Consider the following 23622-nt stretch of genomic DNA (forward strand, 5'->3'; position numbering starts at 1 on the left):
TCAAGCAGAGTCTCTAAATTGATCCTGAAAAAAAGCCATAAATTTAGGCCTACCTAAAACACTTTATCACAAGGGTATAACCATGTCAACGAAAGAATAGCCTTTCATTCATTGGGTATTACTTCCGTACAACGTACATTCGTTTCTCATCTCTGTTTTTTCTCTTCTCCTGCATGGACCGAGCGATTACTAGTATAAACATTCTTAGATTTTATAAACTTGAGACACTAAAAAAAGACTCAAACACCGAGCCTTTTCCGTCAACGACAACATGTGTTTAATTATCTCGAACTTCCAGGTACTTTTCAAGTTTGCGCTTGACGCGCTGAAGTGCATTATCAATGGACTTCACATGTCTGTCCAAATCTACTGCAATCTCTTGATAAGATCTCCCGTCCAGATACAACATCAATACTTTACGTTCCAGATCACTCAGAATCTCGGACATTTTATCTTCCAGGCCCACAAACTCTTCCTGATTAATGATAAGTTCTTCCGGATCACTGACCTGGGTTCCACAAATCACATCGAGTAACGTACGATCAGACTCTTCGTCATAAATAGGCTTGTCCAGAGATACATAAGAATTAAGCGGAATATGTTTCTGACGTGTTGCTGTCTTAATCGCCGTGATGATCTGTCTTGTAATACACAGTTCGGCAAAAGCCTTGAACGAAGCCAGCTTGTCCCCTTTGAAATCTCGAATGGATTTGTAGAGGCCAATCATTCCTTCTTGAATAATATCTTCCCGGTCTGCCCCAATCAGAAAATAAGATCTTGCCTTGGCGCGTACAAAGTTACGATATTTGTTAATCAAAAACTCTAACGCTTCGCTTTCGCCTTCACGGAAAGCTTCGACAATGTCTTCGTCACTTTGGTAATCATACTTAGATAACATGATATCTTTGAGGTCGACACTCACAGACAATCCCTCCGGCTGCAACGCAAGGTACCCCGTTACTCTACTCTATGAAATATAGGATCAGTATATATGATGGTACCTCACACCGTCAACCACGCTCTGCCTAAAAAAGAACATCAATAACATAAATGTCAAGAGTTTCAATATTCTAAATTTTGTAAAAACGTGCTGTTATTCCCGGCGCCATCGCTCGAACTCTTTTAATACATCCGGACTCAACTTGCCCCCGAGTGTATTACGCGTGGTCTTCGCCTGATCTTCTTCCAGTCGTTTTTTTAATTCTTTTTCGTTCTGCTCAACTTCAATTAGCAACTCCCTCGCAGATACACGTAGCGCTCCCTGTCCAAATATGACATGTTGCTCTACCATATCGCTCGTAGCCACATAGATTTGGCGTCTTCGCATGCTTAGTTCCCGAACGAGTCTCTCAATGCATTCATCTGCCGTCTCTTTTTCCTTTGTAAAATAGATCTGCACTTTGCTCTGAGTAAAGGATTTACCGAGTCCAGGCACGAGGTAGGCGTCAAACACAACAATGACTCGACGGCCGGAGAATGCCTGGTAATCTGCAAGACGAAAGAGAAGCCTGTTACGCGCCTCTTCCAGCCCACTTTCCGCCAGTTTGGTTAATTCCGGCCAGTCACCAATCATGTTGTACCCGTCTACAAGAAGCACATCACGGGAATCAGCCATACCTTCTATTCCTGCGCTTGACGCGAACGGAGCACTTCATACATGACAACCCCGGCTGCCACGGAAGCATTCAGGGAATTAATCTGACCTTGCATTGGTAATTTGATCAGCACATCGCATTTCTCACGAATAAGTCGTCCCATTCCCTTGTTCTCATTTCCGATTACCAAAGCCACAGGGCCAGTAAAGACTCCATTACCAAAGACACCTTCATGAGCCGTGACATCTGTCCCTACAACCCATACACCTTCCTCTTTGAGGCGATCAATTGTCTGTCCAAGATTACTTACACGAGCCACTGGCACGTACTCCACAGCGCCTGCTGATGTTTTGGATACTGTCACGGTTACCGCAGCCGAGCGACGTTTGGGTACAATGACGCCATGCGCACCCGTGCAGTCCGCTGTCCGCAAAATGGACCCCAGGTTATGCGGATCTTCAATCTCATCCAGCAGAATCAGGAAAGGATGCTCATTCTTCGCTTTTGCTGCGGCAAGAATGTCTTCTACCTCCACATAAGCGTAAGGTGCTGCTTGAGCAACTACCCCCTGATGCTGAATGCCTGGTACCGTTTGATCCAGCTTACGCTTGTCCACGTGTTGAATGACAATACCTAGTTTTTTAGCTTCCGAGATAATAGGTTGAGTCAGATGTTTCTGTGCTGTATCGGCAATCCATATTTTATTAATGGTCCGGCCTGAACGCAGCGCCTCCGTCACGGAGTGTTTACCGGCGATCCATTCTTCTTCCATCGTTGTTCGATCCTCTCTGTAATGCGTTGTTTTGTTGAAATTTCTATTTTTTTGTCGGTGATGGCGATTGTTGTTCCGCGTGCTCAATGCCAAGCCCGATCAGTTCAATCATGCGATCATGATGACCACTGCTGTAGAGGTAACCAATGAGACATTCAAAAGCCGTGGCATGTCTGTACTCCAACACATCTGCATTTTTGGGTACACTACCCGACTTGGCATTCCGCCCTTGCCGGACGATATCCCGTTCTTCCTCTGTCAGTTCAGCCTCTATCGTTGTAAGTATGCGGCTCTGTGCCTTCGCTGATACCAACCCGGTTGCACTACGGTGCAAATGATTGGGACGCATGTTGGCCTTCGACAACAGATATTGACGAACAGCTACCTCGTATACCGCATCACCAATATAGGCCAGTGCAATAGGTGGAATCAACTTCGCAGGTCTGGAAGGAGGATACGGGAACCATCCTCCCTCTGTGGCCTGCTCCTGTTGTTTTGGTGTATTTGGATGTCCTTCGCTCATTTGCGCCGCCATCTCATGCCCTGCGCCGTATCTTCAAGCAGAATGCCGCGTGCAGACAATTCATCGCGAATTTCATCCGCTCTTGCCCAGTTTTTGGACTTGCGCGCTTCTACACGCTCTTCAATCAGACGTTCTACTTCCTCGTCCAGAAGTTCTGGCTCTGCGTCAGTATAAATGCGCAGCACAGCATTCAATTCACTGAACAACTCGAGGAGTGCACGAATGTCTGCCGCATTAACTACCTCTTGCTGCAACAGTTGGTTGGCTTCCCCTGCCCAATCAAACATAGCAGTAATCGCATCAGGCGTATTGAAATCATCCTGCATCTTCTCGTGATACTGCTGACGAATTTGGTCGAGTCTTGCCGCAAACTCTGCTGTGATATCCTGATCAACAGTTACTGCATTCAGACGATGGTTCAGGTTACCTACCGCATTCGCAATCCGGTCCACACTGTTCTGTGCCTGCTCCATCGTATCATCTGTGAAGTTCAATGGGTTGCGATAGTGGGTAGACAACATGAAATAACGAATCGCTTCGCGTTTATATTGATTCCGCAAGTCTTTAACCAGAACACCATTACCGAGTGATTTCGACATCTTCTCGTTATCAATCCGGATGAATCCATTATGCATCCAGTAGTTCGCAAGTGGTTTACCTGTTAATACCTCGGATTGGGCGCATTCGCACTCATGGTGCGGGAACTGCAAATCCTGCCCACCCCCGTGAATGTCCAGTGTATCCCCAAGGTACTCCCTAGCCATGGCGGAGCACTCAATATGCCATCCTGGTCGACCATCGCCCCAAGGACTGGACCAATAGATCTCACCTGGTTTGGCAGCCTTCCAGAGCACAAAATCTTCGGGATGCTCTTTGCGCTCGTCCACACCCACACGGATCCCAAATTGCAGCTCCTGCAGGTTTTGTTTCGAAAGTTTGCCATATTCGCTGAATTTGCCTGTACGATAATAGACGTCACCGCCATTTTCATACGCAAATCCTTTTTCAACCAGCTCACGGATAAAATCAATGATCAGCGGCATGTTTTCCGTTACTCTCGGATTGCTGCTCGCCTTGGGAATACCCAATCCCTCAAGGTCTTCATAGTAGGCAGCAATAAATTTCTCAGCTACATGAGGAACGTCTGTTCCAAGTTGTTCTGCTTTGCGAATCAGCTTATCGTCCACATCCGTGAAGTTCACCACATAGTTCACATCATGTCCTGTCTGTTCCAGGTATCCGCGAACTGTGTCGAAAAAGATAACCGGGCGTGCATTCCCAATATGAATGTAGTCATACACCGTTGGTCCGCAGACATACATTTTTACTTTCCCTGGCTCTTGGGGAACAAATTCCTCTTTGGTACGACTCATCGTATTATAAATCTGAAGCGTCATGGTCACTTATCCTTTCATTCTATACTGCCTTAATTTATTGTATCACGTATCACGCACAGTCTCATTTTCACGGGCATTCTGCAGTGTACGTACTTCTTTCTGCAATCGTTCGAGTTCTTTTTGCATACTGCGCAGGGAGTCAACGACCGGATCGGGCAATTGCTGACTGAGGCGATCTACCCGTCGACCATCCTGTTTGACAATTCTGCCCGGTATACCTACCACGGTACTATTGGAAGGGACCTCCTTAAGCACAACGGAGTTCGCACCAATGTTACATTGATCCCCCACGCTAAATGAACCCAGCACCTTCGCTCCGGATGAGATAACCACATTATTACCAATGGTTGGATGTCTCTTCCCTTTTTCTTTCCCTGTTCCGCCCAAGGTAACCCCCTGATAGATAACGACATCATCGCCAATCTCACATGTTTCTCCAATAACGACGCCCATTCCATGGTCAATAAACAATCGATTTCCGATCGTAGCTCCAGGATGTATCTCGATTCCTGTCATAAAACGGCTAACCTGCGAAATGAACCTGGCAACCGAGAACCATCTTCGCTTGTATAAAAAATGAGCCATACGGTGTGCCCATATCGCATGCAGCCCTGAGTAGGTGAATACCACCTCTAACCAACCTCGGGCCGCCGGATCGTTTTCAAACACCGCCTGGATATCTGCTCTGATCTTCTTGAACATGCTCGTTCCCCTCTTGTTCAGGTTCCCGTCCTCCGGCTTACCGGACGGCGCGTTCCTTGGTAGTGTACTGCACACTCGCCTAAACAAAAAAAACGCCCCTGCAGCATTTAGCTGCAGAGGCGTTTATCGCGGTCCCACTCTGCTCGGTCCATTCTTAAATAGAATGAGCCCTCAAGCGGTTTGGTAACGGAAACCAATCGTCACAACCTATCCTAACGTTTTCCCATGTCATGATCGACAAAGGCGGGGCTGGATTCGGCTGTGCAGCTCACGGGCGCATTTCGACTGATGGACAGTGGATGGCTCACAGCCACCGCAACCAAAGAAATCTCTCTTTGCTGCGGGACCATCCTCTCTGAATCTGTCCGGGTCAGTCTACTCCTCCCGATCTTTGCTGTTCTATTAGATAAATCATATCAATTATTCGTTGTGTTGTTATTATAGCGAAAAGGCCTCAGACTGACAACAGCCTCCTACGTAATCCGTCCATCACAAGACTGTGTTCAGATTCCAAATAAACGGAATGTCTTCGACTAAGATTATTTTACTTGTGCAAGCAAACGTTCGATCACCGTATCACGACCCAGAAGCACGATCGTTTGGTTCAGATCTCGTCCATGCGTCTGTCCAGTCAAGGCTACACGAATTGGCATAAAGAGCTGTTTGCCCTTAAAGCCGGTTTCTTTCTGTACTTCCTTGATCAATGCAGCCATTTTGCTTGGAGTAAACTCTTCGCTCGCCTGTACTTTATCCGCAAATGCCTTCAGTACAGTTGGCACCTGCTCCTCCGCAAGCACTGCTTCTCCTTCACTTTCCAGCTCCAGATTGGAACGGAAGAATACTTCCGACAATTCGACAATATCGGAGGCAGAATTCATCTGCTCTTGGTACAGGTGTACCAGTGTATAAGCCCATTCTTTTTGTTCAGCAGACAGCTCGGAAGAAATGCGTCCAGCCTTTTGCAGATGCGGAATGGCCATTTCGGCAATGCGTTCCGGGTCAGCATGTTTGATATAGTGGTTGTTCAAGTGCGCCAGCTTGTGGGTATCAAATACCGCCGGGCTCTTGGACAGACGTTTCGTATCAAAAATGGAGATCAGTTGCTCTTGCGAGAAGATCTCTTCTTCCCCTTCCGGCGACCAGCCGAGTAAGGAAATAAAGTTAAACATCGCTTCAGGCAAATAGCCGAGCTGATCATACTGCTCAATAAACTGGATAACGGACTCATCCCGTTTACTCAGCTTCTTGTGATTTTCATTCACGATCAACGTCATATGACCGAATTGCGGTGGCTCCCAGCCAAGCGCTTCATAGATCATCAGTTGACGCGGCGTGTTTGAGATGTGATCTTCCCCACGCAGGACGTGGGAGATCTTCATCAAGTGATCATCCACAGCAACAGCATAGTTGTATGTGGGAATGCCGTCTTTTTTCACAATGACGAAGTCACCGGATTCCTTGCTGTTGAACGAGATTGTGCCTTTAACCATGTCATCAAACGTATATATGCGCTCTTCCGGTACACGGAAACGAATACTCGCTACGCGGCCTTCCGCTTCAAACGCACTAATTTGCTCTGGAGTCAGATCACGGTGTTTCCCAGAATAACGCGGTGTTTCTCCACGTGCTGACTGTTCCTCGCGCTCTTGCTCCAATTCTTCTTCCGTGCAGAAGCAAGGGTAAGCCAGACCTTTATCCAACAATTCCTGCGTATATTTACGATAGAGGTCCAGACGTTCCGTTTGACGGTATGGTCCGTATTCTCCGCCTACATCAATACTTTCGTCCCACTCAATTCCGAGCCATTTCAGGTATTTCAGTTGGCTTTCTTCACCACCGGCAATGTTCCGTTTCACGTCCGTATCTTCAATACGAATAATGAATTTACCGTTATTATGTTTGGCATACAAATAGTTAAACAACGCCGTACGGGCATTCCCGATATGAAGATGTCCCGTTGGGCTCGGCGCGTAACGCACACGAATTTCCGTGCTCATATGATCCCCTCCGTCACTAATTGATTGATGATATTACACACGTACAAGGCAAACAACGGATTGAGCGGCAATGCCCTCTCCCCGTCCCGGGAATCCCAGTTGCTCTGTCGTTGTTGCTTTCACGTTCACCTGTGTTACATCCGCTTCCAGTGCCTTGGCAATAACCTCAGCCATCTGTGGGACATAAGGAGCCATCTTTGGCTTCTGGGCAATAATCGTTGAATCGATATTCCCTAGCTTATACCCGCGATCCTTCACAAGCTGCCATACATGCTCCAGCAATTTCAGACTGTCGGCATCCTTGAATTCCGGATCGGTATCCGGGAAGTGTTTGCCAATATCCCCAAGTGCCAGCGCACCCAAAATGGCATCACTAATCGCGTGCAACAGCACGTCTGCGTCCGAGTGACCCAGCAGTCCTTTTTCATAAGGAATCGTTACTCCGCCAATAATACACGGGCGTCCCTCTACCAGCTGATGTACATCAAATCCCTGTCCTACACGTATCATCGCTTCTTCTCTCCCCCCAGCAAAAACGCAGCATATTGCAAATCTTCCGGCGTTGTTAATTTGATATTGGTATAATTGCCTTCCACAACCTTGACCGACATTCCCTGACGTTCAGCCAGCATGGCATCATCTGTCCCCAGAAATCCGTCCTGCTCGGCTGATTCGTAGGCGGAGAGCAGGGAAGAAAGACGAAAAGCCTGCGGGGTTTGAATGCTCCACAGACTGCTGCGGTCTGGCGTCGCCTTAACGACTCCTTCCGCATTCACTTGTTTGATCGTATCCTTCACGGGAACCGCCAGTACAGCTGCTCCACCACCGGACATGGCAGCCGCCATGCATCCCTTGATCTGCTCATGGTTCACAAAAGGACGTACCCCGTCGTGAACGAGAACCCAATCCGTCCCAAGTGCCTCAAGGCCTTTATGGACAGAATGTTGTCTCTCTTTCCCTCCGGGGATAACACGGACACGTGAATCCAGTTGGTATTCTTTTACCCAATCCTGGCAGCGTTCAACATCTGCGGCTCCTGTGACCAGCACCATCTCGCGGATCTCGTCCAGCGCAGCAAATACCTCAAGCGTATGTATGAAAACGGGCTTGTCCTGCAGCAACAGAAACTGTTTGCTCTCGGTCTTCCCCATCCGGGTTCCGCGACCTGCTGCCACAATGACAACGCCCCACCCTTTATCCATGCCGCAATCCCTGCCTTGTCTGTCAGTTTATCGTCCAAAGATATACAATATCATTCAACGATACACTACCCATCATACCGCTTTATTGGGCTTTTTCCAACAGTTTAGGCTTGGCAAAAATCATTCGTCCCGCTGAAGTCTGCAGCACACTGGTCACCAGCACTTCCATCATCATGCCGATATACTCGCGTCCGCCTTCCACAACGATCATTGTGCCATCATCCAGATAAGCTACACCTTGACCATGCTCCTTGCCATCCTTGATGATCTGCACCATGATCTCCTCACCTGGCAGAACAACCGGCTTAACCGCATTGGCGAGATCATTAATGTTCAACACAGATACACCCTGGAGTTCGCACACTTTGTTCAGGTTAAAGTCATTGGTGACCACTTTGCCCTGAAGCACTTTAGCCAGTTTAACCAGTTTGCTGTCCACCTCGGAGATTTCCTCGAAATCCCCCTCGTAGATCAGGACTTTTACATCAAGTTCCTTCTGGATTTTGTTCAAAATGTCCAGTCCACGCCGTCCTCTGTTCCGCTTGAGTAGATCCGATGAATCAGCAATATGCTGTAACTCCTCCAGAACAAATTCCGGAATTACGATTGTGCCTTCAATAAATCCGGTTTTGCATATATCAGCGATACGCCCATCGATAATAACACTGGTATCCAGAATTTTATGTTCTTCCATCCGTCTGTCCTCGTCCACCTCGGGATGACCCCATCGTCCAGACATCCAGAAGGCCCCCAGATCGTCTTTCTTCGCCATGGCAAGGGTATAACCGGAATAAGCACTAATCACCGTCAGCGCCACTTGCAGCACTTCTCCTGCCGTCCCCATCCATCCCACAACAGGGTAAAGTAACAAGGCCACGAGCAATCCCGCAACGGTACCTGCAGCACCTGCAGCCAATTCGTTCATAGGTACTTTTGCCAATGAATCAATTCCACTATGCAGCCTGTCTGCCATCAATGTTCCACCAATATTACATACAGCCATAAACATTACAGCTCCCAGCAGCGTCGATATACCAGCTCCCAGTAATCCTGCTGACTGAATCCACTCCGCCATCCATGGGACCGATTTTCCTGCCAGATGATATGCCGTGTAGCCGAACCATGCACCGCACAATCCTGTAAAAGTTAAAATGCCTTTTTTCCACATTAGTCCCTGCACCTCCTTCAATGTATCTTGATCTTTATATCCAGTATGATCCAATTCCTGAATTGCTAATCCCATCTGGAATAACTTTTTGGAAATGTTGCAATCGTCAGTTGAAAGTAGGTAAATTATTGGCATATAATGAATTCAATTCATATCCCGAGGTGAGTGGCAAAAATGAGTACGCTAAGTTTACAGGCTTTCCAGGATCAAGTTTCTGAACTGTTGTTGCGTCATCGCAGCCTGATTGATGTATTGTCCAAAACGGGACAAGCCGGAGCGTCTGTTAACCGTGCCGTGTCCAAAGCCATTACCGAATGCGGCTGCATCGAGCTGCACGCCACCAAGCAGAAATATGCCCCGGAGAGCGATATCGCTCAAACCAAGGGCCTGCTGGAAACGCATGTGGAAGGTGAGTTGTGTGAGAACTGCAGAGAGGTCATCAGCTCTGAGCTAGGGCGGAACCTGTTCTACATGTCGGCTCTCTGCAATCTGCTGGACATTAACATGGAAGAGGTCGTAAATCACGAATCACAGAAGTGTTCAACGTTAGGGATGTTTAATCTGTCGTAAGAAGATATGTATGTCGTCCGTAAGGGTTTCTTTTACCGTAAATAGATCTGAATAAACAAAAAGCACGCATTCTCCAGTTCAGGAGAGTACGTGCTTTCTTTGTATAGTGTCTGTTCCCAAGGCGACTTAACGATCGGAAGGACGGGAAGATTTCTCATCCTTGCGCTTTTTCGCCCGACTACGTGAGGCCGCTGTTCGCACATTATGCTTCATTCCATACAGGGCGTATAACACCAACGGAATAAAGATCAATTTGGATAACTGCTCCGGGAAAATAACGGCTACGGCTATGGCAAATAACACAACCCATGGTGCAATCCAGATCGCCTTGCGTGGCAACCCGACCTTTTTGAAATTGGGGTATTTAAGTGAACTCACCATCAGATACGATAACAGCAACGTAGCAATCATCATACTAACCGGGCCAATATCCTTGTTGAACAAGGACAGTGTAGCCAGCACCCCACCGGCTGCGGGAATCGGCAGACCTGTGAAGTACCCGGGAATACCCGGACGAACGTTAAACCGTGCAAGACGAATGGCTCCACAGATCGGAAAAGCCGCTGTTGCGATCCAGGCGAGGATCGGCATCGAATCTTGAAATGACACCATAAATATGATCAAGGCTGGTGCTGCACCAAAGGAAACCATGTCAGACAAGGAATCAAGTTCCTTGCCGAATTCACTTTGAGCATTGAGTGCACGTGCCACTCGGCCATCCAGACCATCCAGCAGCATCGCTACAATGACCATAATGGCAGCCAAACTGTAATTTCCATCAATCGCAAGCAAAATTGCCATCATTCCAAGAAACAGATTACCCAGGGTAAAGAGATTCGGAATGAATCTGGTTAGCATCGTTATTTCACCTCATCCATTTCAAGCCTTTATATAGGCAAACCCTTACATCTGTCTGTCGATAAACATTTGCTCCTGCAAACGTTTGAGGCCTTCCTTAATGGTCCGGGCACGAACTTCACCAATACCATCCACTTCGTCCAGTTCTTCAATTGTAGCCATAATAACATGAGGCAATTGTTCGAATTGATCCACCAGATTATGGATAATGACATTGGGCAGGCGGGGGATCTTATTTAATACCCGGAATCCACGAGGGGCAACCGAATCCTCCGAAGTAGCCGCTGATGAAGGATAGCCGAGCAGACGGACAATATGATGTGCATCCAGCAACTCATCGTCCGACAACCTTTTCAGTCCCACGATAATTTCACGGATTTTGTCATCACTGTCGTCGCGGGCATAGTCTTTATACAGCAACCAAGCTTCTTCTTCCGTTGTACCCACAAGTTCTTCCATTTGCATGGAAATGAGTCGTCCCTCATTCCCGAGTTCATGAATGTACCGTTTGATTTCCGTTTTGATCCGCATCACCATTTCGGTACGTTGAATCACATTAACCACTTCAGGAATCGTTACTAATTCCTCAAATTCCGAAGCACTCAGATTCGTAAGGGACTGTGTTAATACCGCTTTGTATTTCTCCAGGGTTTGAATCGCTTGATTCGCTTTGGTCAAAATAACCCCGATTTCCTTGAGGGAATAACGAAGTGTTCCCTGATACAAGGTAATGATATTCCGGCGCTGTGATATGGATACGACCAATTTACCCGTTTGCTTCGCTACACGCTCTGCCGTCCGGTGACGAATCCCCGTCTCTGATGAAGAGATAGATGAATCCGGGATTAACTGGGTATTGGCGTAAAGAATACGCTTCAAATCCTCGCTAAGAATAATGGCTCCATCCATCTTGGCGAGTTCGTACAGGTAGTTTGGGGAGAAATCACAGTTAATCGAGAATCCCCCGTCCACCACTTCCATTACTTCAGGGCTGTATCCTACAACAAGCAGTGCGCCCGTCTTGGCGCGCAGCACATTTTCCAGACCTTCGCGGAAAGGTGTACCTGGTGCGATCAGCCTTAACAACTCATTCATATTATCCAGTTGGCTCATATCTTTCATCTTGTTATGCCCCCTAATCTAAAGCAACCGCTAGTGCATCTGCCACGGTATTCACACCGATCAGTTGTATCCCGCGAGGATGTTTCCAGCCCTTTAAGCTTTTTTCTGGTAAAATGACTCTCTTGAAGCCCAGCTTTGCGGCTTCCTTCACTCGTTGTTCGGCCCGTGATACGGCTCGAACTTCACCTGTCAGACCAATCTCGCCAAAGATGACGTCGTCTGGCTTGGTCGGTACATCTCTCAAACTGGATGCAATGCTGACAGCAACCGCCAAATCTACAGCGGGCTCATCCAACCGTACTCCACCAGCCACGTTCAGATACGCATCCTGGGTCTGTAAAAACATCCCCATTCGTTTCTCCAGCACTGCAATGATCAGATTTAATCGATGCAGATCTACCCCTGTTGCCATACGGCGGGGAGAAGGGAAATGGGTGGTTGAGATCAACGCCTGCAATTCCACGAGCAGAGGGCGTGTACCCTCCATACTGGCAACTACCGTTGAACCTGCTACACCCAGTGGACGTTCCGACAAAAAGAGTTCGGACGGATTGCCCACCTCACGAAGTCCATCCTCGCCCATTTCAAAAATACCAATCTCATTGGTTGAACCAAAACGGTTCTTCACCGCACGCAGCAGGCGATACGTATGATGCCGTTCTCCTTCAAAATAAAGCACGCAATCCACCATATGTTCTAACATACGTGGACCGGCAATGGCACCTTCTTTGGTAACATGCCCCACAAGAACCGTTGCAATGCCTCTGCCTTTGGCAATCCGCATGAACCTTGACGTACATTCCCTTACCTGTGCTACACTACCCGGCGCACTGGTAACTTCGGGAAGATATACCGTCTGAATGGAGTCGATGACAAGAAAATGCGGCTGGATCTGATCCACCGCTTCCTCTACACGTTCCATATTGGTTTCACACAGTACATACAACTCGGCAGAGAGTGCCCCGAGACGGTCTGCCCGCAATTTGGTTTGCTTGACTGATTCCTCACCGGAAACATATAACACACGCAAACCCGAATGCGTCAAAGCATGTGACGTCTGCAACATCAACGTTGATTTACCAATACCCGGATCTCCGCCCACCAGAACGAGTGAACCCGGAACAATTCCGCCACCCAATACCCGGTTCAACTCTCCGATTCCAGTCTGTACACGCGGTTCCTGACCGCTATCTATATCTATGATAGGAAGCGGTTTATCTTTACTGTCAAACAGAGGAGAATTTCTCCCTTGTGTTTTGACCACCGTCTCTGTTTCTTCCACCATTGAATTCCATGACTGACAACCCGGACACTTACCGTACCACTTGGGGGCTTCATAGCCGCATTCCGTACATTGAAACTTGGTTTTAACTTTGGCCACTTCAGCACTCCTATAATTTAATTTTATAACAGCATTTTGCATTATTCGACGAATTTCACCCAAACTCCCTGACGTGCAGGGTTACTAAAAGTTTACCATTGTTTGAGATTTTTCGTAAAGGATTATCGCAAACTTTACACATGTTCCTGACATAATCATGTCCGTCTTCTGTCCAAAGTGCAAAAAATCCCCCCCGGCCGAAGCCGAGAAGGATTTGATTAAGGATTATGGATCAATACAAGCTGAAGTTTAACTTCAAAGCTTGCTACATATTATTTAGTTTCGATTTCCTCATTGGACGGAACGACCACGTCTTTTTTCGTAACAGAGAGTGCACCGTTCTCTTCGTCGATGAGCAATGAATCCCCTTTGGTTACGTTACCTGTGAGCAACTCTTCGGACAATTTGTCCTCGATATGCTTCTGGATCGCCCGACGAAGCGGACGCGCACCGTAAGCTGGATCAAAGCCTGACTTCGCAAGGAAAGACTTGGCATTATCAGTGAGTTCGAAATCGACCTCATGTTCGAGCAGTCGTTTACGAAGTTCTTCACTCATAAGCGTAACAATTTCAGCGATGTGTTTTTCTTCGAGTGAATGGAACACGATAATTTCATCAATCCGGTTAAGGAACTCTGGACGGAAGCTTTTCTTCAGCTCATCCATTACTTTCCCCTTCATGTTGTCATAATCTGCTCCTGCATCTACAACTGCAGTGAAGCCCAGTGTAGAGTTACGTTTGATCGCTTCGGCACCCACGTTGGATGTTAGAATGATCAGCGTATTACGGAAGTCAACGACGCGACCTTTAGAATCCGTCAGTCGACCATCCTCAAGCACTTGTAACAAGATATTGAATACTTCTGGATGTGCTTTCTCGATTTCATCGAGCAGGACTACGGAATATGGTTTGCGACGAACTTTCTCTGTCAGCTGGCCACCTTCTTCGTACCCAACATATCCTGGAGGCGCTCCGACAAGTCGGGAAGTCGAGTGTTTCTCACCATACTCGGACATATCAATCCGGATTACTGCATTTTCATCGCCGAACATCGCTTCAGCCAGAGCACGAGCAAGTTCTGTTTTACCTACCCCTGTAGGGCCGAGGAAAATGAATGAACCCATCGGACGTTTTGGATCTTTAAGTCCTGCACGAGCACGACGAACCGCACGGCTGACAGACTTCACTGCCTCATCCTGACCGATGACACGTTCATGTAGAATAGACTCCAGATTCATCAGACGCTGTGTCTCTTCTTCTTTCAGTTGGTTCACAGGGATTCCTGTCCAGCTGGCTACCACTTGTGCGATATCCTCAGGAGTAACCTCGGAATCGGTGCGGCCTTGTTTCTCTTTCCACTGGTTCTTCGTTACATCCAGCTCTTCACGGATTTTTTGTTCCGTATCACGCAGAGCTGCTGCTTTTTCGAACTCCTGACTTTGAACTGCAGCGTCTTTTTCCTTACGGATATCTTCCAGACGGCTTTCCAGTTGTTTCAGGTTTGGTGGGATCGTGTAAGAGTTCAATCTTACTTTGGAACCCGCTTCATCAATCAGGTCAATCGCTTTATCTGGCAGGAAACGGTCTGTAATGTAACGGTCAGACAGTTTAACCGCCTGCACAATTGCTTCGTCCGTAATTTTCACGCGGTGATGCGCCTCATAACGGTCACGCAAGCCGTGCAAGATTTGAATCGCTTCTTCCGGAGAAGGCTGATCTACAGTAATCGGTTGGAAACGACGCTCAAGCGCTGCATCCTTCTCGATGTATTTACGATATTCATCCAGTGTTGTCGCACCGATACATTGCAATTCTCCACGGGCCAGAGCCGGTTTCAAAATGTTAGAAGCATCGATGGCACCTTCAGCTCCGCCTGCGCCAATTAAGGTATGCAATTCGTCGATAAACAGGACAATGTTACCTGCTTGGCGAATCTCATCCATGATTTTTTTCAGACGATCTTCGAACTCACCACGATATTTGGTTCCAGCGACTACTGAACCCATATCCAGGGTCATTACCCGTTTGTCGCGCAATGTTTCCGGAATCTCATTTGCAATGATTTTTTGTGCAAGGCCTTCAGCAATCGCTGTTTTACCTACACCTGGCTCACCGATCAATACCGGGTTGTTCTTCGTACGACGGCTGAGCACCTGAATGACACGTTCAATTTCTTTACTACGTCCAATGACTGGGTCCAGGTTGTTCTCTCTCGCATAAGCCGTGAGGTCACGTGCCAGACTGTCCAGCGTTGGTGTGCTTACATTGGCAGGTGTTCCATTATGGCTGGATACAGCTTCACTGCTGCCAAGCAACTGCAGCACTTGTTGCCGTGCTTTGTTCAGGCTAATACCCAGGTTATTGAGCACACGTGCTGCAACACCCTCGCCTTCACGAATCAATCCGAGCAGGATATGCTCAGTTCCTACATAGGTGTGGCCCAATTTACGAGCTTCATCCATAGACAGTTCAATTACTTTTTTCGCACGTGGCGTATATGCAATGTTGGTAGGTTGCTCTTGGCCACGGCCAATCAGCGTTTCTACTTCATCCTGAATTTTTTCCAATCCGAGTCCCAGGCCGATCAGTGCTTTGGCTGCGATGCCTTCGCCTTCACGAATGAGGCCGAGCAAAATATGCTCAGTACCGATGTTATTATGACCGAGACGGACAGCTTCTTCCTGTGCGAGTGCGAGCACCTTTTGGGCCCGTTCCGTAAATCTTCCAAACATCATATCTCCTGCACCTCCATGGTTTTGGATAAAACGAGGGTCATGTAATAAAATAACCGTCGTATTCTTCATATCATTCTTGTTTGCAGCCGTGCTGCGAATAAAGTCATGCGGCATTTGTACATGCCTTATTATATAAAAGCCGCAATGCGGCATGAAACCATAATTCAATACTATATCAGGCTAAACTAGGACTGCTTCGCTGCATTGATCGTATCACGAATCAACTGAGCACGGTAGATGTCACGCTCATCTGTGCGCATATCTTCCCCAAATGTTTTCTGCAAAAATCCCGGCTGTGTCATCACATTCAATTCATTCATTACCGTGATGGACAGTCCATCCAACAATCCGAGATCCACGCCAAGGCGTACATCCGATAAGCGCTGTGCAGCTTCCTTGGAATCAACAATAGCTGCATGAGACAATATGCCATAAGAACGCATGACCCGATCCGTAATCCGAAGTCTGGAGTCGGTAATTAACCGTTCTCTCGCCGTACGTTCATGACCAATCATCTGTAACACAACACCATGCAGGTTCTCGATGACTTCCTGTTCGGTCTGTCCCAAAGTAATCTGGTTCGAGATCTGGAACAGGTTACCCATCGCCTCGCTACCTTCACCGTATATCCCTCTTACCGTCAATCCCACCTGGGAAACTGCGGTTAGAATACGGCCAATCTGTTGTGTCATCACCAGTGCAGGCAAGTGCATCATGACCGATGCTCTGACACCTGTACCTACATTGGTAGGGCAGCTGGTTAAGTATCCTCTGCGATCATCAAAAGCATAATCCACATGCGCTTCAAAAGCATCATCTATTGCGGAAGCTTTCTCCCAGGCTTCTTTCACCTGAAACCCCGGATAGAGGCACTGGATACGAAGATGATCCTCTTCATTAATCATAATACTGACAGACTCATCCTCACTGAGAATAACCGCACCATTCCTGGATTCATTCGCAAGACTTGGACTGATGAGATGTTTCTCCACCAGCACCCGTTTGTCGAGTTCGTCAATATCGATCAGATCCAACGTATGAAAATCCCCAAAGGCATGAACGTCATCGTATTGAAGTACTTCGCTCAGCTTATTCAGCACCTCTTCCGATTGCTCATTGGAAGCCAGCATCGGAAACGGAACATGCTGAAGGTTGCGTGCAATCCGGACACGGCTGCTAATGACAATTTCGGAATCAGCCGCATCACTGCGCATCCAGTCGCTGAGCGCCTTCTCTGTAAAGCGCAGATTAGGCATTACGCATCCCTCCTACTCATGACAAACTTTACTCCTGAGCTATTCCTTTTTCAAGTCCTCTGATCTGGTCACGGATCTGGGCCGCCTCTTCAAATTCCTCTTGTGCGATGCTCTCTTGGAGCTCACGCTTCAGATCAGCAATTTGCCGTTTCACCTTGATGCGACCACCAGCTCGTGCAGGCACTTTGCCTACATGGGACGTATTACCATGAACCCGCTTGAACAAAGGATCTAGACGACTGTCAAAATATTTATAACATGAACTGCAGCCGAATCGGCCTATCTTACTAAATTGTGCGTACGTCATACCACACTCTTCACATTGAAGAGCTTTTGCAGGTGGTGTTCCTGCCGATCCACTTTTGCCGGCTGGATCAAAATCAAGCAATCCGGACAACAAGTTGTGAATGGAAAACCCACCTGCTGTTCCAGGGATCATTTCCCCTTTTTCACGGGCACATGACTCACAAATATGAAATTCCGTCTTCTCTCCATTTACGATCTTCGTAAAATGAAGTGTCGCCGGACGTTTATTGCATTCTTGGCACAGCATATTGATGTACCTCCTTTGACCCCGATAGTTTTCATTTACCGAGCAAAGATATTAACATCGCCTTCAACATTCTGGCACGAATTTGATCCCGGTAAGGAAGTTTGACCAATATAACCTCTCTAGATACAGCAGCTCGCATCAACCCGGCTTCCCGCTTGCTCAAGAAGCGCGCTTCTTCCAATTGATAGATCAGACCTTCGGCAGCTGTCTGCCCGATCTCTTCACCAATACTATGGTGCAAATGATTATGCAGAGCTGATTGGGCCGGTAATTCAATGCGCTGTATGCGAACATAACCACCACCGCCGCGTTTACTCTCTACCAGGTATCCCTTCTCGAGTGTAAAACGTGTGCTGATGACATAATTGATCTGGGAAGGTACACATGAGAATTGATCTGCCAGATCATTACGCTGAATTTCAACCATTCCTTCGGGACTTTCATGCAAAATACTCTTCAGATATCGTTCGATAATATCAGAGATATTACGCATCCAATCATCCTCCACTGTCTGAAACGTTAAGTCAATAAGGACCCACACGCCCCCACAGAGTACACCTTCTCTACCCATTTAACCAATTAGGGAAACAGCGAATCTTGCTTCCACAGGTGTTAACAGGAGAGCGAAGGAAGCACGAAGGTCCTTTAATATTCCCTTGATCCTCCGACGAAATGAATCCCGTATATTGGCGATCATGCATCAGATTGTAGAAAGGAAAGCTACTTAAGTATTAAACCTTTAGTTGACTTTGACTTTCTTTGACTTTATAACCATTATAGCATATTTTGTGGTTTTGCCAAGTGGGGTCACTATTCATTTTTTACGATTTTACACGAAATATTCCCCGGACACAAAAAAACCTCCCCAAAATTGCTGGAGAAGTCCATTTGTCTTTCAATCACGCCGTATTTCTATATAAGCTAATCAAGTTAAGTGGAGCAGTGAGAATAGTCATCAGAAGAAATCGAGCAAATAGGTTTCCCGTTCAGGAATCGCTTGTTCCAAAGCCTTGATTGCTCTGTTCGGTCCGTGAATTCTTCCGATTCGTGCCATTTCCGTTGGTCTGCGATATCCCATCAGCACCGCGGTAAGGGATTGAATATCCACCTTAATGGTCTGATCATCAGTAATTGGCTCCGATGTTTTCCATATGGACGCCGTTCCGTTCATTGCCACGTTTAATTGCCATGCCCCTTCATTCCATGGAGCGTGGGCATCTTCTACCTGAAGTACAATCTGCACCGGTGAGTCCTGGCTTGCAAAGGGATACTGGGATATAAACTGCTCTACACTAACGATACGCGCCATAAAATAAGGTACAATCTCCTGCTGAATCCGTGGGTTATCCAATTGGAAGGCAAGCGTATCACTGGCAGGCGCCTGCAACGTAACTTCCTGAATCATTGAATCATGGTTGGCAATGAAGGTCCACAGCCCTTGCCTAGCCTCTTCATTCAGATAGATGATCTCTTTAATGGTAAACTTATTTTCCTTAACCTCATATAAAAGATAACCTTGTGCTGCATCAGCTTCATCGTAATATACAGCCTTCTGGCTAGTCCCGTTAACAAGAACTGAATTCTCCCACCTTGCATCATCCCGAACCAGAGTTCCGTTATAACGCTCAGCATACGCACTGTATACTACCTTTAATATGCTGAGGCCCGGATCCCCACGCCGAATTGTTCCAGGTGTCGCTTTTTTCAGAGGCAAATGAGCTGTAGGTACTTTATAACGTTTAAATTCAACATACGTCTCCCATCCATACTTCCGATAGAAACCAAAAGAGAATGGATGCAAGAATGATATGCTCTGTTTGTTACGATTCATTTCTTCCAACGCATGCTTCAGCAGACCCGCTACCCAGCCTTTGCGTCTATACTCTGGCCAGGTGGCAACACCCGCAATACCGCCCATCTCGAACGATCTGCCATGAATATAGGTTTGAAAAGGAATGATGTGAAGTTTGGCTCCTAGCTGCCCGTCCTCATATACACCCCATATATCCTGTGACGAAAATTGACTCCGCCGTTTTTCTTTCTGTTCTTCACTCATTACTACTTGAAAAGCATATTCGGAGAGTGCCATCGCCGGTTCAAAATCATCTACCGTCAATTTCTGAATTTCCATGTTGTCCTACACCCCATTCGCTAGAGTTATATCAATCCAAATCATGGCCTGATATCTGATATATGTACCCCTTAGAGTGTGTCAGAGGATTCTTACAAAGTCAAATAAGAGATGCTTCCGCATCCCCTAAAATAAACAAATAAAAACCACCACCGAATAACATCGGCAGTGGTTCTTCGCTTGGCGGCGTCCTACTCTCCCAGGACCCTGCGGTCCAAGTACCATCGGCGCTAGAGGGCTTAACGGTCGTGTTCGGGATGGGTACGTGTGGAACCCCTCCGCCATCGCCACCAAACGCGATTTGTCGAAGCATAGCTTCTTAAAATCAGATATGGAACTGAAAATTATACACACGTTCTGTGATGTACCAATTTTCATTTCAGAGATCGTTCTCTGAAAACTAGATTCGAAACGAAACACGCGAATTACAACTTGCTATTGGATAAGCCCTCGACCGATTAGTACTGGTCAGCTCCATGCATTGCTGCACTTCCACCCCCAGCCTATCTACCTCGTCGTCTTCAAGGGGTCTTACATACTGGGAAATCTCATCTTGAGGGGGGCTTCACGCTTAGATGCTTTCAGCGTTTATCCCGTCCGTACATAGCTACCCAGCGGTGCTCCTGGCGGAACAACTGGTACACCAGCGGTACGTCCATCCCGGTCCTCTCGTACTAAGGACAGCTCCTCTCAAATTTCCTACGCCCACGACAGATAGGGACCGAACTGTCTCACGACGTTCTGAACCCAGCTCGCGTACCGCTTTAATGGGCGAACAGCCCAACCCTTGGGACCTACTTCAGCCCCAGGATGCGATGAGCCGACATCGAGGTGCCAAACCTCCCCGTCGATGTGGACTCTTGGGGGAGATAAGCCTGTTATCCCCAGGGTAGCTTTTATCCGTTGAGCGATGGCCCTTCCATGCGGTACCACCGGATCACTAAGCCCGACTTTCGTCCCTGCTCGACTTGTAGGTCTCGCAGTCAAGCTCCCTTATGCCTTTGCACTCTTCGAATGATTTCCAACCATTCTGAGGGAACCTTTGGGCGCCTCCGTTACTCTTTAGGAGGCGACCGCCCCAGTCAAACTGCCCACCTGACACTGTCCCCGCACCGGATTACGGTACCAGGTTAGAACCTAGATACGATCAGGGTGGTATCCCAACGTTGCCTCCACAGAAGCTGGCGCTCATGCTTCAAAGGCTCCCACCTATCCTGTACAGATCGTACCCAAATTCAATATCAAGCTGCAGTAAAGCTCCATGGGGTCTTTCCGTCTTGTCGCGGGTAACCTGCATCTTCACAGGTATTAAAATTTCACCGGATCTCTCGTTGAGACAGCGCCCAAGTCGTTACGCCATTCGTGCGGGTCAGAATTTACCTGACAAGGAATTTCGCTACCTTAGGACCGTTATAGTTACGGCCGCCGTTTACTGGGGCTTCGGTTCACAGCTTCGGGACTAGTCCCTAACCACTCCCCTTAACCTTCCAGCACCGGGCAGGCGTCAGCCCGTATACTTCGCCTTACGGCTTCGCACAGACCTGTGTTTTTGCTAAACAGTCGCTTGGGCCTTTTCACTGCGGCCCCCTCGTGCTATTCACACTACCGGGGCACCCCTTCTCCCGAAGTTACGGGGTCATTTTGCCGAGTTCCTTAACGAGAGTTCTTCCGCGCGCCTTAGAATACTCTTCTCGCCTACCTGTGTCGGTTTGCGGTACGGGCACCATCACCTGGCTAGAGGCTTTTCTTGGCAGTGTGAGATCATGACCTTCGCTACTATAATTTTCGCTCCCCATCACAGCTCAGCCTTACAATGTGCGGATTTGCCTACACATCAGCCTTACTGCTTAGACGGACATCCATCAGTCCGCGTCACTACCCTACTGCGTCCCCCCATTGCTCATAACGGCTTACGGTGGTACAGGAATTTCGACCTGTTGTCCTTCGACTACGCCTTTCGGCCTCGCCTTAGGTCCCGACTTACCCTGAGCGGACGAGCCTTCCTCAGGAACCCTTAGGCTTTCGGCGGATCAGATTCTCACTGATCTTTTCGTTACTCATACCGGCATTCTCACTTGTATAATGTCCAGCGCTCCTTACGGTACACCTTCAACCCTTATACAACGCTCCCCTACCCCTGATGCATAGCATCAAGCCATAGCTTCGGTGGTGTGTTTAGCCCCGTTACATTTTCGGCGCAGAGTCACTCGACCAGTGAGCTATTACGCACTCTTTCAATGGTGGCTGCTTCTAAGCCAACATCCTGGTTGTCTGTGCAACTCCACATCCTTTCCCACTTAACACACACTTGGGGACCTTAGCTGATGGTCTGGGCTGTTTCCCTTTTGACAATGGATCTTAGCACTCACTGTCTGACTCCCGGAAGTAAGTCTATGGCATTCGGAGTTTGACTGAGCTTGGTAACCCTTGCGGGCCCCGCACCCAATCAGTGCTCTACCTCCACGACTCTGTTTTCCGAGGCTAGCCCTAAAGCTATTTCGGGGAGAACCAGCTATCTCCGAGTTCGATTGGAATTTCTCCGCTACCCCCACCTCATCCCCGCATTTTTCAACATGCGTGGGTTCGGGCCTCCAGTGCGTGTTACCGCACCTTCACCCTGGACAGGGGTAGATCACCCGGTTTCGGGTCTACGTCCACGTACTCATTCGCCCTATTCAGACTCGCTTTCGCTGCGGCTCCGGCTCTTCACCTTAACCTTGCACGGGAACGTAACTCGCCGGTTCATTCTACAAAAGGCACGCCATCACCCCTAAAACGGGCTCTGACTTTTTGTAAGCACACGGTTTCAGGTTCTATTTCACTCCCCTTCCGGGGTGCTTTTCACCTTTCCCTCACGGTACTGCTTCACTATCGGTCGCTAGGAAGTATTTAGCCTTGGCAGATGGTCCTGCCGGATTCATACGGGGTTTCACGTGCCCCGCACTACTCGGGATCCGTCTCGGAGGGAACCAACTTTCAACTACAGGGCTTTTACCTTCTTTGGCGGGCCTTTCCAGACCTCTTCGCTTAACCGGTTCCTTTGTAACTCCATGTGAGACGTCCCACAACCCCAAAGAGCAAGCTCTCTGGTTTGGGCTTCTCCGCGTTCGCTCGCCGCTACTGACGGAATCACTATTGTTTTCTCTTCCTCAGGGTACTTAGATGTTTCAGTTCCCCTGGTATGCCTCTACACAACCTATGTATTCAGTTGTGAGTAACTGGAAATTACCCCAGCTGGGTTTCCCCATTCGGACACCCCCGGATCAAAGCTTGCTTACAGCTCCCCGAGGCAGTTTCGTTGTTCGCCACGTCCTTCATCGGCTCCTAGCGCCTAGGCATCCTCCGTGTGCTCTTAGTAGCTTAACCATTTTGTTCCGGTTTCGGTCGCTCGCTTCCCTTGTTTTGCTTGCGCAAAGCCAAAAGTCGCTCTCACCCGATACCATCACAAAAGCAATTTAACTACCTTTATACACTTGACTTGTTTGCACAAGATCAGCTTAAAGGAATGTTCTAATTCGCGTTTGTTTCGTTTCGATATCTAGTTTTCAAAGAACAAGCCAAATAGATGAAATTGTTTGGTGGAGCCAAGCGGGATCGAACCGCTGACCTCCTGCTTGCAAGGCAGGCGCTCTCCCAGCTGAGCTATGGCCCCTCAAATTC

19 protein-coding genes, 1 tRNA gene and 2 rRNA genes are annotated in these 23622 nt (G+C 47.9%); 1 reads left to right on the forward strand and 21 read right to left on the reverse strand.

Features of this window, described 5'->3' with window-relative positions; genetic code table 11:
* Positions 1 to 277 precede the first annotated feature (277 nt).
* The 10 genes from sigH to MKY66_RS26785 all read right to left on the reverse strand — a co-directional run bounded on the left by sigH (position 278) and on the right by MKY66_RS26785 (position 9356).
* Positions 278 to 922, reverse strand: a complete 645-nt coding sequence (gene sigH, locus MKY66_RS26740) for an RNA polymerase sporulation sigma factor SigH (protein WP_017692059.1) — start codon at positions 920 to 922, stop codon at positions 278 to 280.
* A 171-nt stretch (positions 923 to 1093) separates the two neighbouring features.
* A complete protein-coding gene (locus MKY66_RS26745) occupies positions 1094 to 1615 on the reverse strand; it encodes an NYN domain-containing protein (protein ID WP_036607162.1) in 522 nt (173 codons plus the stop codon).
* A gap of 5 nt (positions 1616 to 1620) precedes the next feature.
* Positions 1621 to 2367, reverse strand: coding sequence for a 23S rRNA (guanosine(2251)-2'-O)-methyltransferase RlmB (gene rlmB / locus MKY66_RS26750; RefSeq protein ID WP_017692057.1), 747 nt, complete (start codon positions 2365 to 2367; stop codon positions 1621 to 1623).
* 43 nt (positions 2368 to 2410) lie between these two features.
* A complete protein-coding gene (locus tag MKY66_RS26755) occupies positions 2411 to 2890 on the reverse strand; it encodes a ribonuclease III domain-containing protein (RefSeq protein ID WP_076216854.1) in 480 nt (159 codons plus the stop codon).
* Positions 2887 to 4287: a cysteine--tRNA ligase gene (gene cysS / locus MKY66_RS26760; RefSeq protein ID WP_076216853.1), complete on the reverse strand. Its 1401-nt coding sequence runs from the start codon at positions 4285 to 4287 to the stop codon at positions 2887 to 2889. Before cysS ends, MKY66_RS26755 begins: the two co-directional genes overlap by 4 nt.
* 42 nt (positions 4288 to 4329) lie before the next feature.
* Positions 4330 to 4989 (reverse strand): serine O-acetyltransferase, encoded by a 660-nt coding sequence (gene cysE / locus MKY66_RS26765; RefSeq protein ID WP_076216852.1) that lies wholly within the window; start codon positions 4987 to 4989, stop codon positions 4330 to 4332.
* A gap of 539 nt (positions 4990 to 5528) precedes the next feature.
* Positions 5529 to 6986, reverse strand: coding sequence for a glutamate--tRNA ligase (gene gltX, locus MKY66_RS26770; RefSeq protein WP_076216851.1), 1458 nt, complete (start codon positions 6984 to 6986; stop codon positions 5529 to 5531).
* A gap of 33 nt (positions 6987 to 7019) precedes the next feature.
* Positions 7020 to 7496, reverse strand: a complete 477-nt coding sequence (ispF, locus tag MKY66_RS26775; protein WP_076216850.1) for a 2-C-methyl-D-erythritol 2,4-cyclodiphosphate synthase — start codon at positions 7494 to 7496, stop codon at positions 7020 to 7022.
* Positions 7493 to 8188, reverse strand: coding sequence for a 2-C-methyl-D-erythritol 4-phosphate cytidylyltransferase (ispD, locus tag MKY66_RS26780; protein WP_076216849.1), 696 nt, complete (start codon positions 8186 to 8188; stop codon positions 7493 to 7495). Before ispD ends, ispF begins: the two co-directional genes overlap by 4 nt.
* A gap of 82 nt (positions 8189 to 8270) precedes the next feature.
* Positions 8271 to 9356, reverse strand: coding sequence for a PIN/TRAM domain-containing protein (locus MKY66_RS26785; RefSeq protein WP_047841132.1), 1086 nt, complete (start codon positions 9354 to 9356; stop codon positions 8271 to 8273).
* 174 nt (positions 9357 to 9530) lie between these two features.
* Here MKY66_RS26785 and MKY66_RS26790 point away from each other — a divergent pair, with 174 nt between their 5' ends.
* Positions 9531 to 9926, forward strand: coding sequence for a hypothetical protein (locus MKY66_RS26790; RefSeq protein ID WP_017692049.1), 396 nt, complete (start codon positions 9531 to 9533; stop codon positions 9924 to 9926).
* A gap of 126 nt (positions 9927 to 10052) precedes the next feature.
* On the opposite strand, the gene pssA is transcribed toward MKY66_RS26790, so the two are convergent.
* The 11 genes from pssA to MKY66_RS26845 form a co-directional block, all read right to left on the reverse strand.
* Positions 10053 to 10784 carry a CDP-diacylglycerol--serine O-phosphatidyltransferase gene (gene pssA, locus MKY66_RS26795; RefSeq protein ID WP_017692048.1) on the reverse strand — a complete coding sequence of 244 codons (732 nt, stop codon included), beginning with the start codon at positions 10782 to 10784 and terminating at the stop codon, positions 10053 to 10055.
* Between the two features lie 45 nt (positions 10785 to 10829).
* Positions 10830 to 11906: a DNA integrity scanning diadenylate cyclase DisA gene (disA, locus tag MKY66_RS26800; protein WP_047841130.1), complete on the reverse strand. Its 1077-nt coding sequence runs from the start codon at positions 11904 to 11906 to the stop codon at positions 10830 to 10832.
* A 13-nt stretch (positions 11907 to 11919) separates the two neighbouring features.
* On the reverse strand, positions 11920 to 13287 hold the full coding sequence (gene radA, locus MKY66_RS26805; RefSeq protein WP_036671578.1) for a DNA repair protein RadA: 1368 nt from the start codon (positions 13285 to 13287) through the stop codon (positions 11920 to 11922).
* 272 nt (positions 13288 to 13559) lie between these two features.
* Positions 13560 to 16022: an ATP-dependent Clp protease ATP-binding subunit gene (locus MKY66_RS26810; protein ID WP_036607223.1), complete on the reverse strand. Its 2463-nt coding sequence runs from the start codon at positions 16020 to 16022 to the stop codon at positions 13560 to 13562.
* A 185-nt stretch (positions 16023 to 16207) separates the two neighbouring features.
* Positions 16208 to 17278, reverse strand: a complete 1071-nt coding sequence (locus tag MKY66_RS26815) for a protein arginine kinase (protein WP_036607140.1) — start codon at positions 17276 to 17278, stop codon at positions 16208 to 16210.
* Positions 17279 to 17306: 28 nt separating this feature from the next.
* Positions 17307 to 17831 (reverse strand): UvrB/UvrC motif-containing protein, encoded by a 525-nt coding sequence (locus tag MKY66_RS26820; RefSeq protein WP_036607138.1) that lies wholly within the window; start codon positions 17829 to 17831, stop codon positions 17307 to 17309.
* A 31-nt stretch (positions 17832 to 17862) separates the two neighbouring features.
* Positions 17863 to 18324: a CtsR family transcriptional regulator gene (locus MKY66_RS26825; RefSeq protein WP_036607135.1), complete on the reverse strand. Its 462-nt coding sequence runs from the start codon at positions 18322 to 18324 to the stop codon at positions 17863 to 17865.
* A gap of 462 nt (positions 18325 to 18786) precedes the next feature.
* Entirely contained in the window at positions 18787 to 19962 is a 1176-nt protein-coding gene (locus tag MKY66_RS26830; RefSeq protein WP_076216848.1) for a GNAT family N-acetyltransferase, read from the reverse strand.
* 178 nt (positions 19963 to 20140) lie between these two features.
* Positions 20141 to 20257, reverse strand: a 5S ribosomal RNA gene (gene rrf, locus MKY66_RS26835).
* A gap of 143 nt (positions 20258 to 20400) precedes the next feature.
* A 23S ribosomal RNA gene (locus MKY66_RS26840) occupies positions 20401 to 23328 on the reverse strand.
* Between the two features lie 210 nt (positions 23329 to 23538).
* A tRNA-Ala gene (locus tag MKY66_RS26845) sits at positions 23539 to 23614 on the reverse strand.
* Between the last annotated feature and the right edge of the window lie 8 nt (positions 23615 to 23622).

Source organism: Paenibacillus sp. FSL R5-0766 (assembly GCF_037971845.1).
Classification (GTDB): domain Bacteria; phylum Bacillota; class Bacilli; order Paenibacillales; family Paenibacillaceae; genus Paenibacillus.

What these genes read in the sequence shown, in the direction of transcription:
- MKY66_RS26745 (WP_036607162.1), bottom strand. Translation starts at nt 1,615, where the DNA reads ATGGCTGATTCCCGTGATGTGCTTCTTGTAGACGGGTACAACATGATT.
- rlmB (WP_017692057.1), bottom strand. Translation starts at nt 2,367, where the DNA reads ATGGAAGAAGAATGGATCGCCGGTAAACACTCCGTGACGGAGGCGCTG.
- MKY66_RS26755 (WP_076216854.1), bottom strand. Translation starts at nt 2,890, where the DNA reads ATGAGCGAAGGACATCCAAATACACCAAAACAACAGGAGCAGGCCACA.
- cysS (WP_076216853.1), bottom strand. Translation starts at nt 4,287, where the DNA reads ATGACGCTTCAGATTTATAATACGATGAGTCGTACCAAAGAGGAATTT.
- cysE (WP_076216852.1), bottom strand. Translation starts at nt 4,989, where the DNA reads ATGTTCAAGAAGATCAGAGCAGATATCCAGGCGGTGTTTGAAAACGAT.
- gltX (WP_076216851.1), bottom strand. Translation starts at nt 6,986, where the DNA reads ATGAGCACGGAAATTCGTGTGCGTTACGCGCCGAGCCCAACGGGACAT.
- ispF (WP_076216850.1), bottom strand. Translation starts at nt 7,496, where the DNA reads ATGATACGTGTAGGACAGGGATTTGATGTACATCAGCTGGTAGAGGGA.
- ispD (WP_076216849.1), bottom strand. Translation starts at nt 8,188, where the DNA reads ATGGATAAAGGGTGGGGCGTTGTCATTGTGGCAGCAGGTCGCGGAACC.
- MKY66_RS26785 (WP_047841132.1), bottom strand. Translation starts at nt 9,356, where the DNA reads ATGTGGAAAAAAGGCATTTTAACTTTTACAGGATTGTGCGGTGCATGG.
- MKY66_RS26790 (WP_017692049.1), top strand. Translation starts at nt 9,531, where the DNA reads ATGAGTACGCTAAGTTTACAGGCTTTCCAGGATCAAGTTTCTGAACTG.
- pssA (WP_017692048.1), bottom strand. Translation starts at nt 10,784, where the DNA reads ATGCTAACCAGATTCATTCCGAATCTCTTTACCCTGGGTAATCTGTTT.
- disA (WP_047841130.1), bottom strand. Translation starts at nt 11,906, where the DNA reads ATGAAAGATATGAGCCAACTGGATAATATGAATGAGTTGTTAAGGCTG.
- MKY66_RS26810 (WP_036607223.1), bottom strand. Translation starts at nt 16,022, where the DNA reads ATGATGTTTGGAAGATTTACGGAACGGGCCCAAAAGGTGCTCGCACTC.
- MKY66_RS26815 (WP_036607140.1), bottom strand. Translation starts at nt 17,278, where the DNA reads ATGCCTAATCTGCGCTTTACAGAGAAGGCGCTCAGCGACTGGATGCGC.
- MKY66_RS26820 (WP_036607138.1), bottom strand. Translation starts at nt 17,831, where the DNA reads ATGCTGTGCCAAGAATGCAATAAACGTCCGGCGACACTTCATTTTACG.
- MKY66_RS26825 (WP_036607135.1), bottom strand. Translation starts at nt 18,324, where the DNA reads ATGCGTAATATCTCTGATATTATCGAACGATATCTGAAGAGTATTTTG.
- MKY66_RS26830 (WP_076216848.1), bottom strand. Translation starts at nt 19,962, where the DNA reads ATGGAAATTCAGAAATTGACGGTAGATGATTTTGAACCGGCGATGGCA.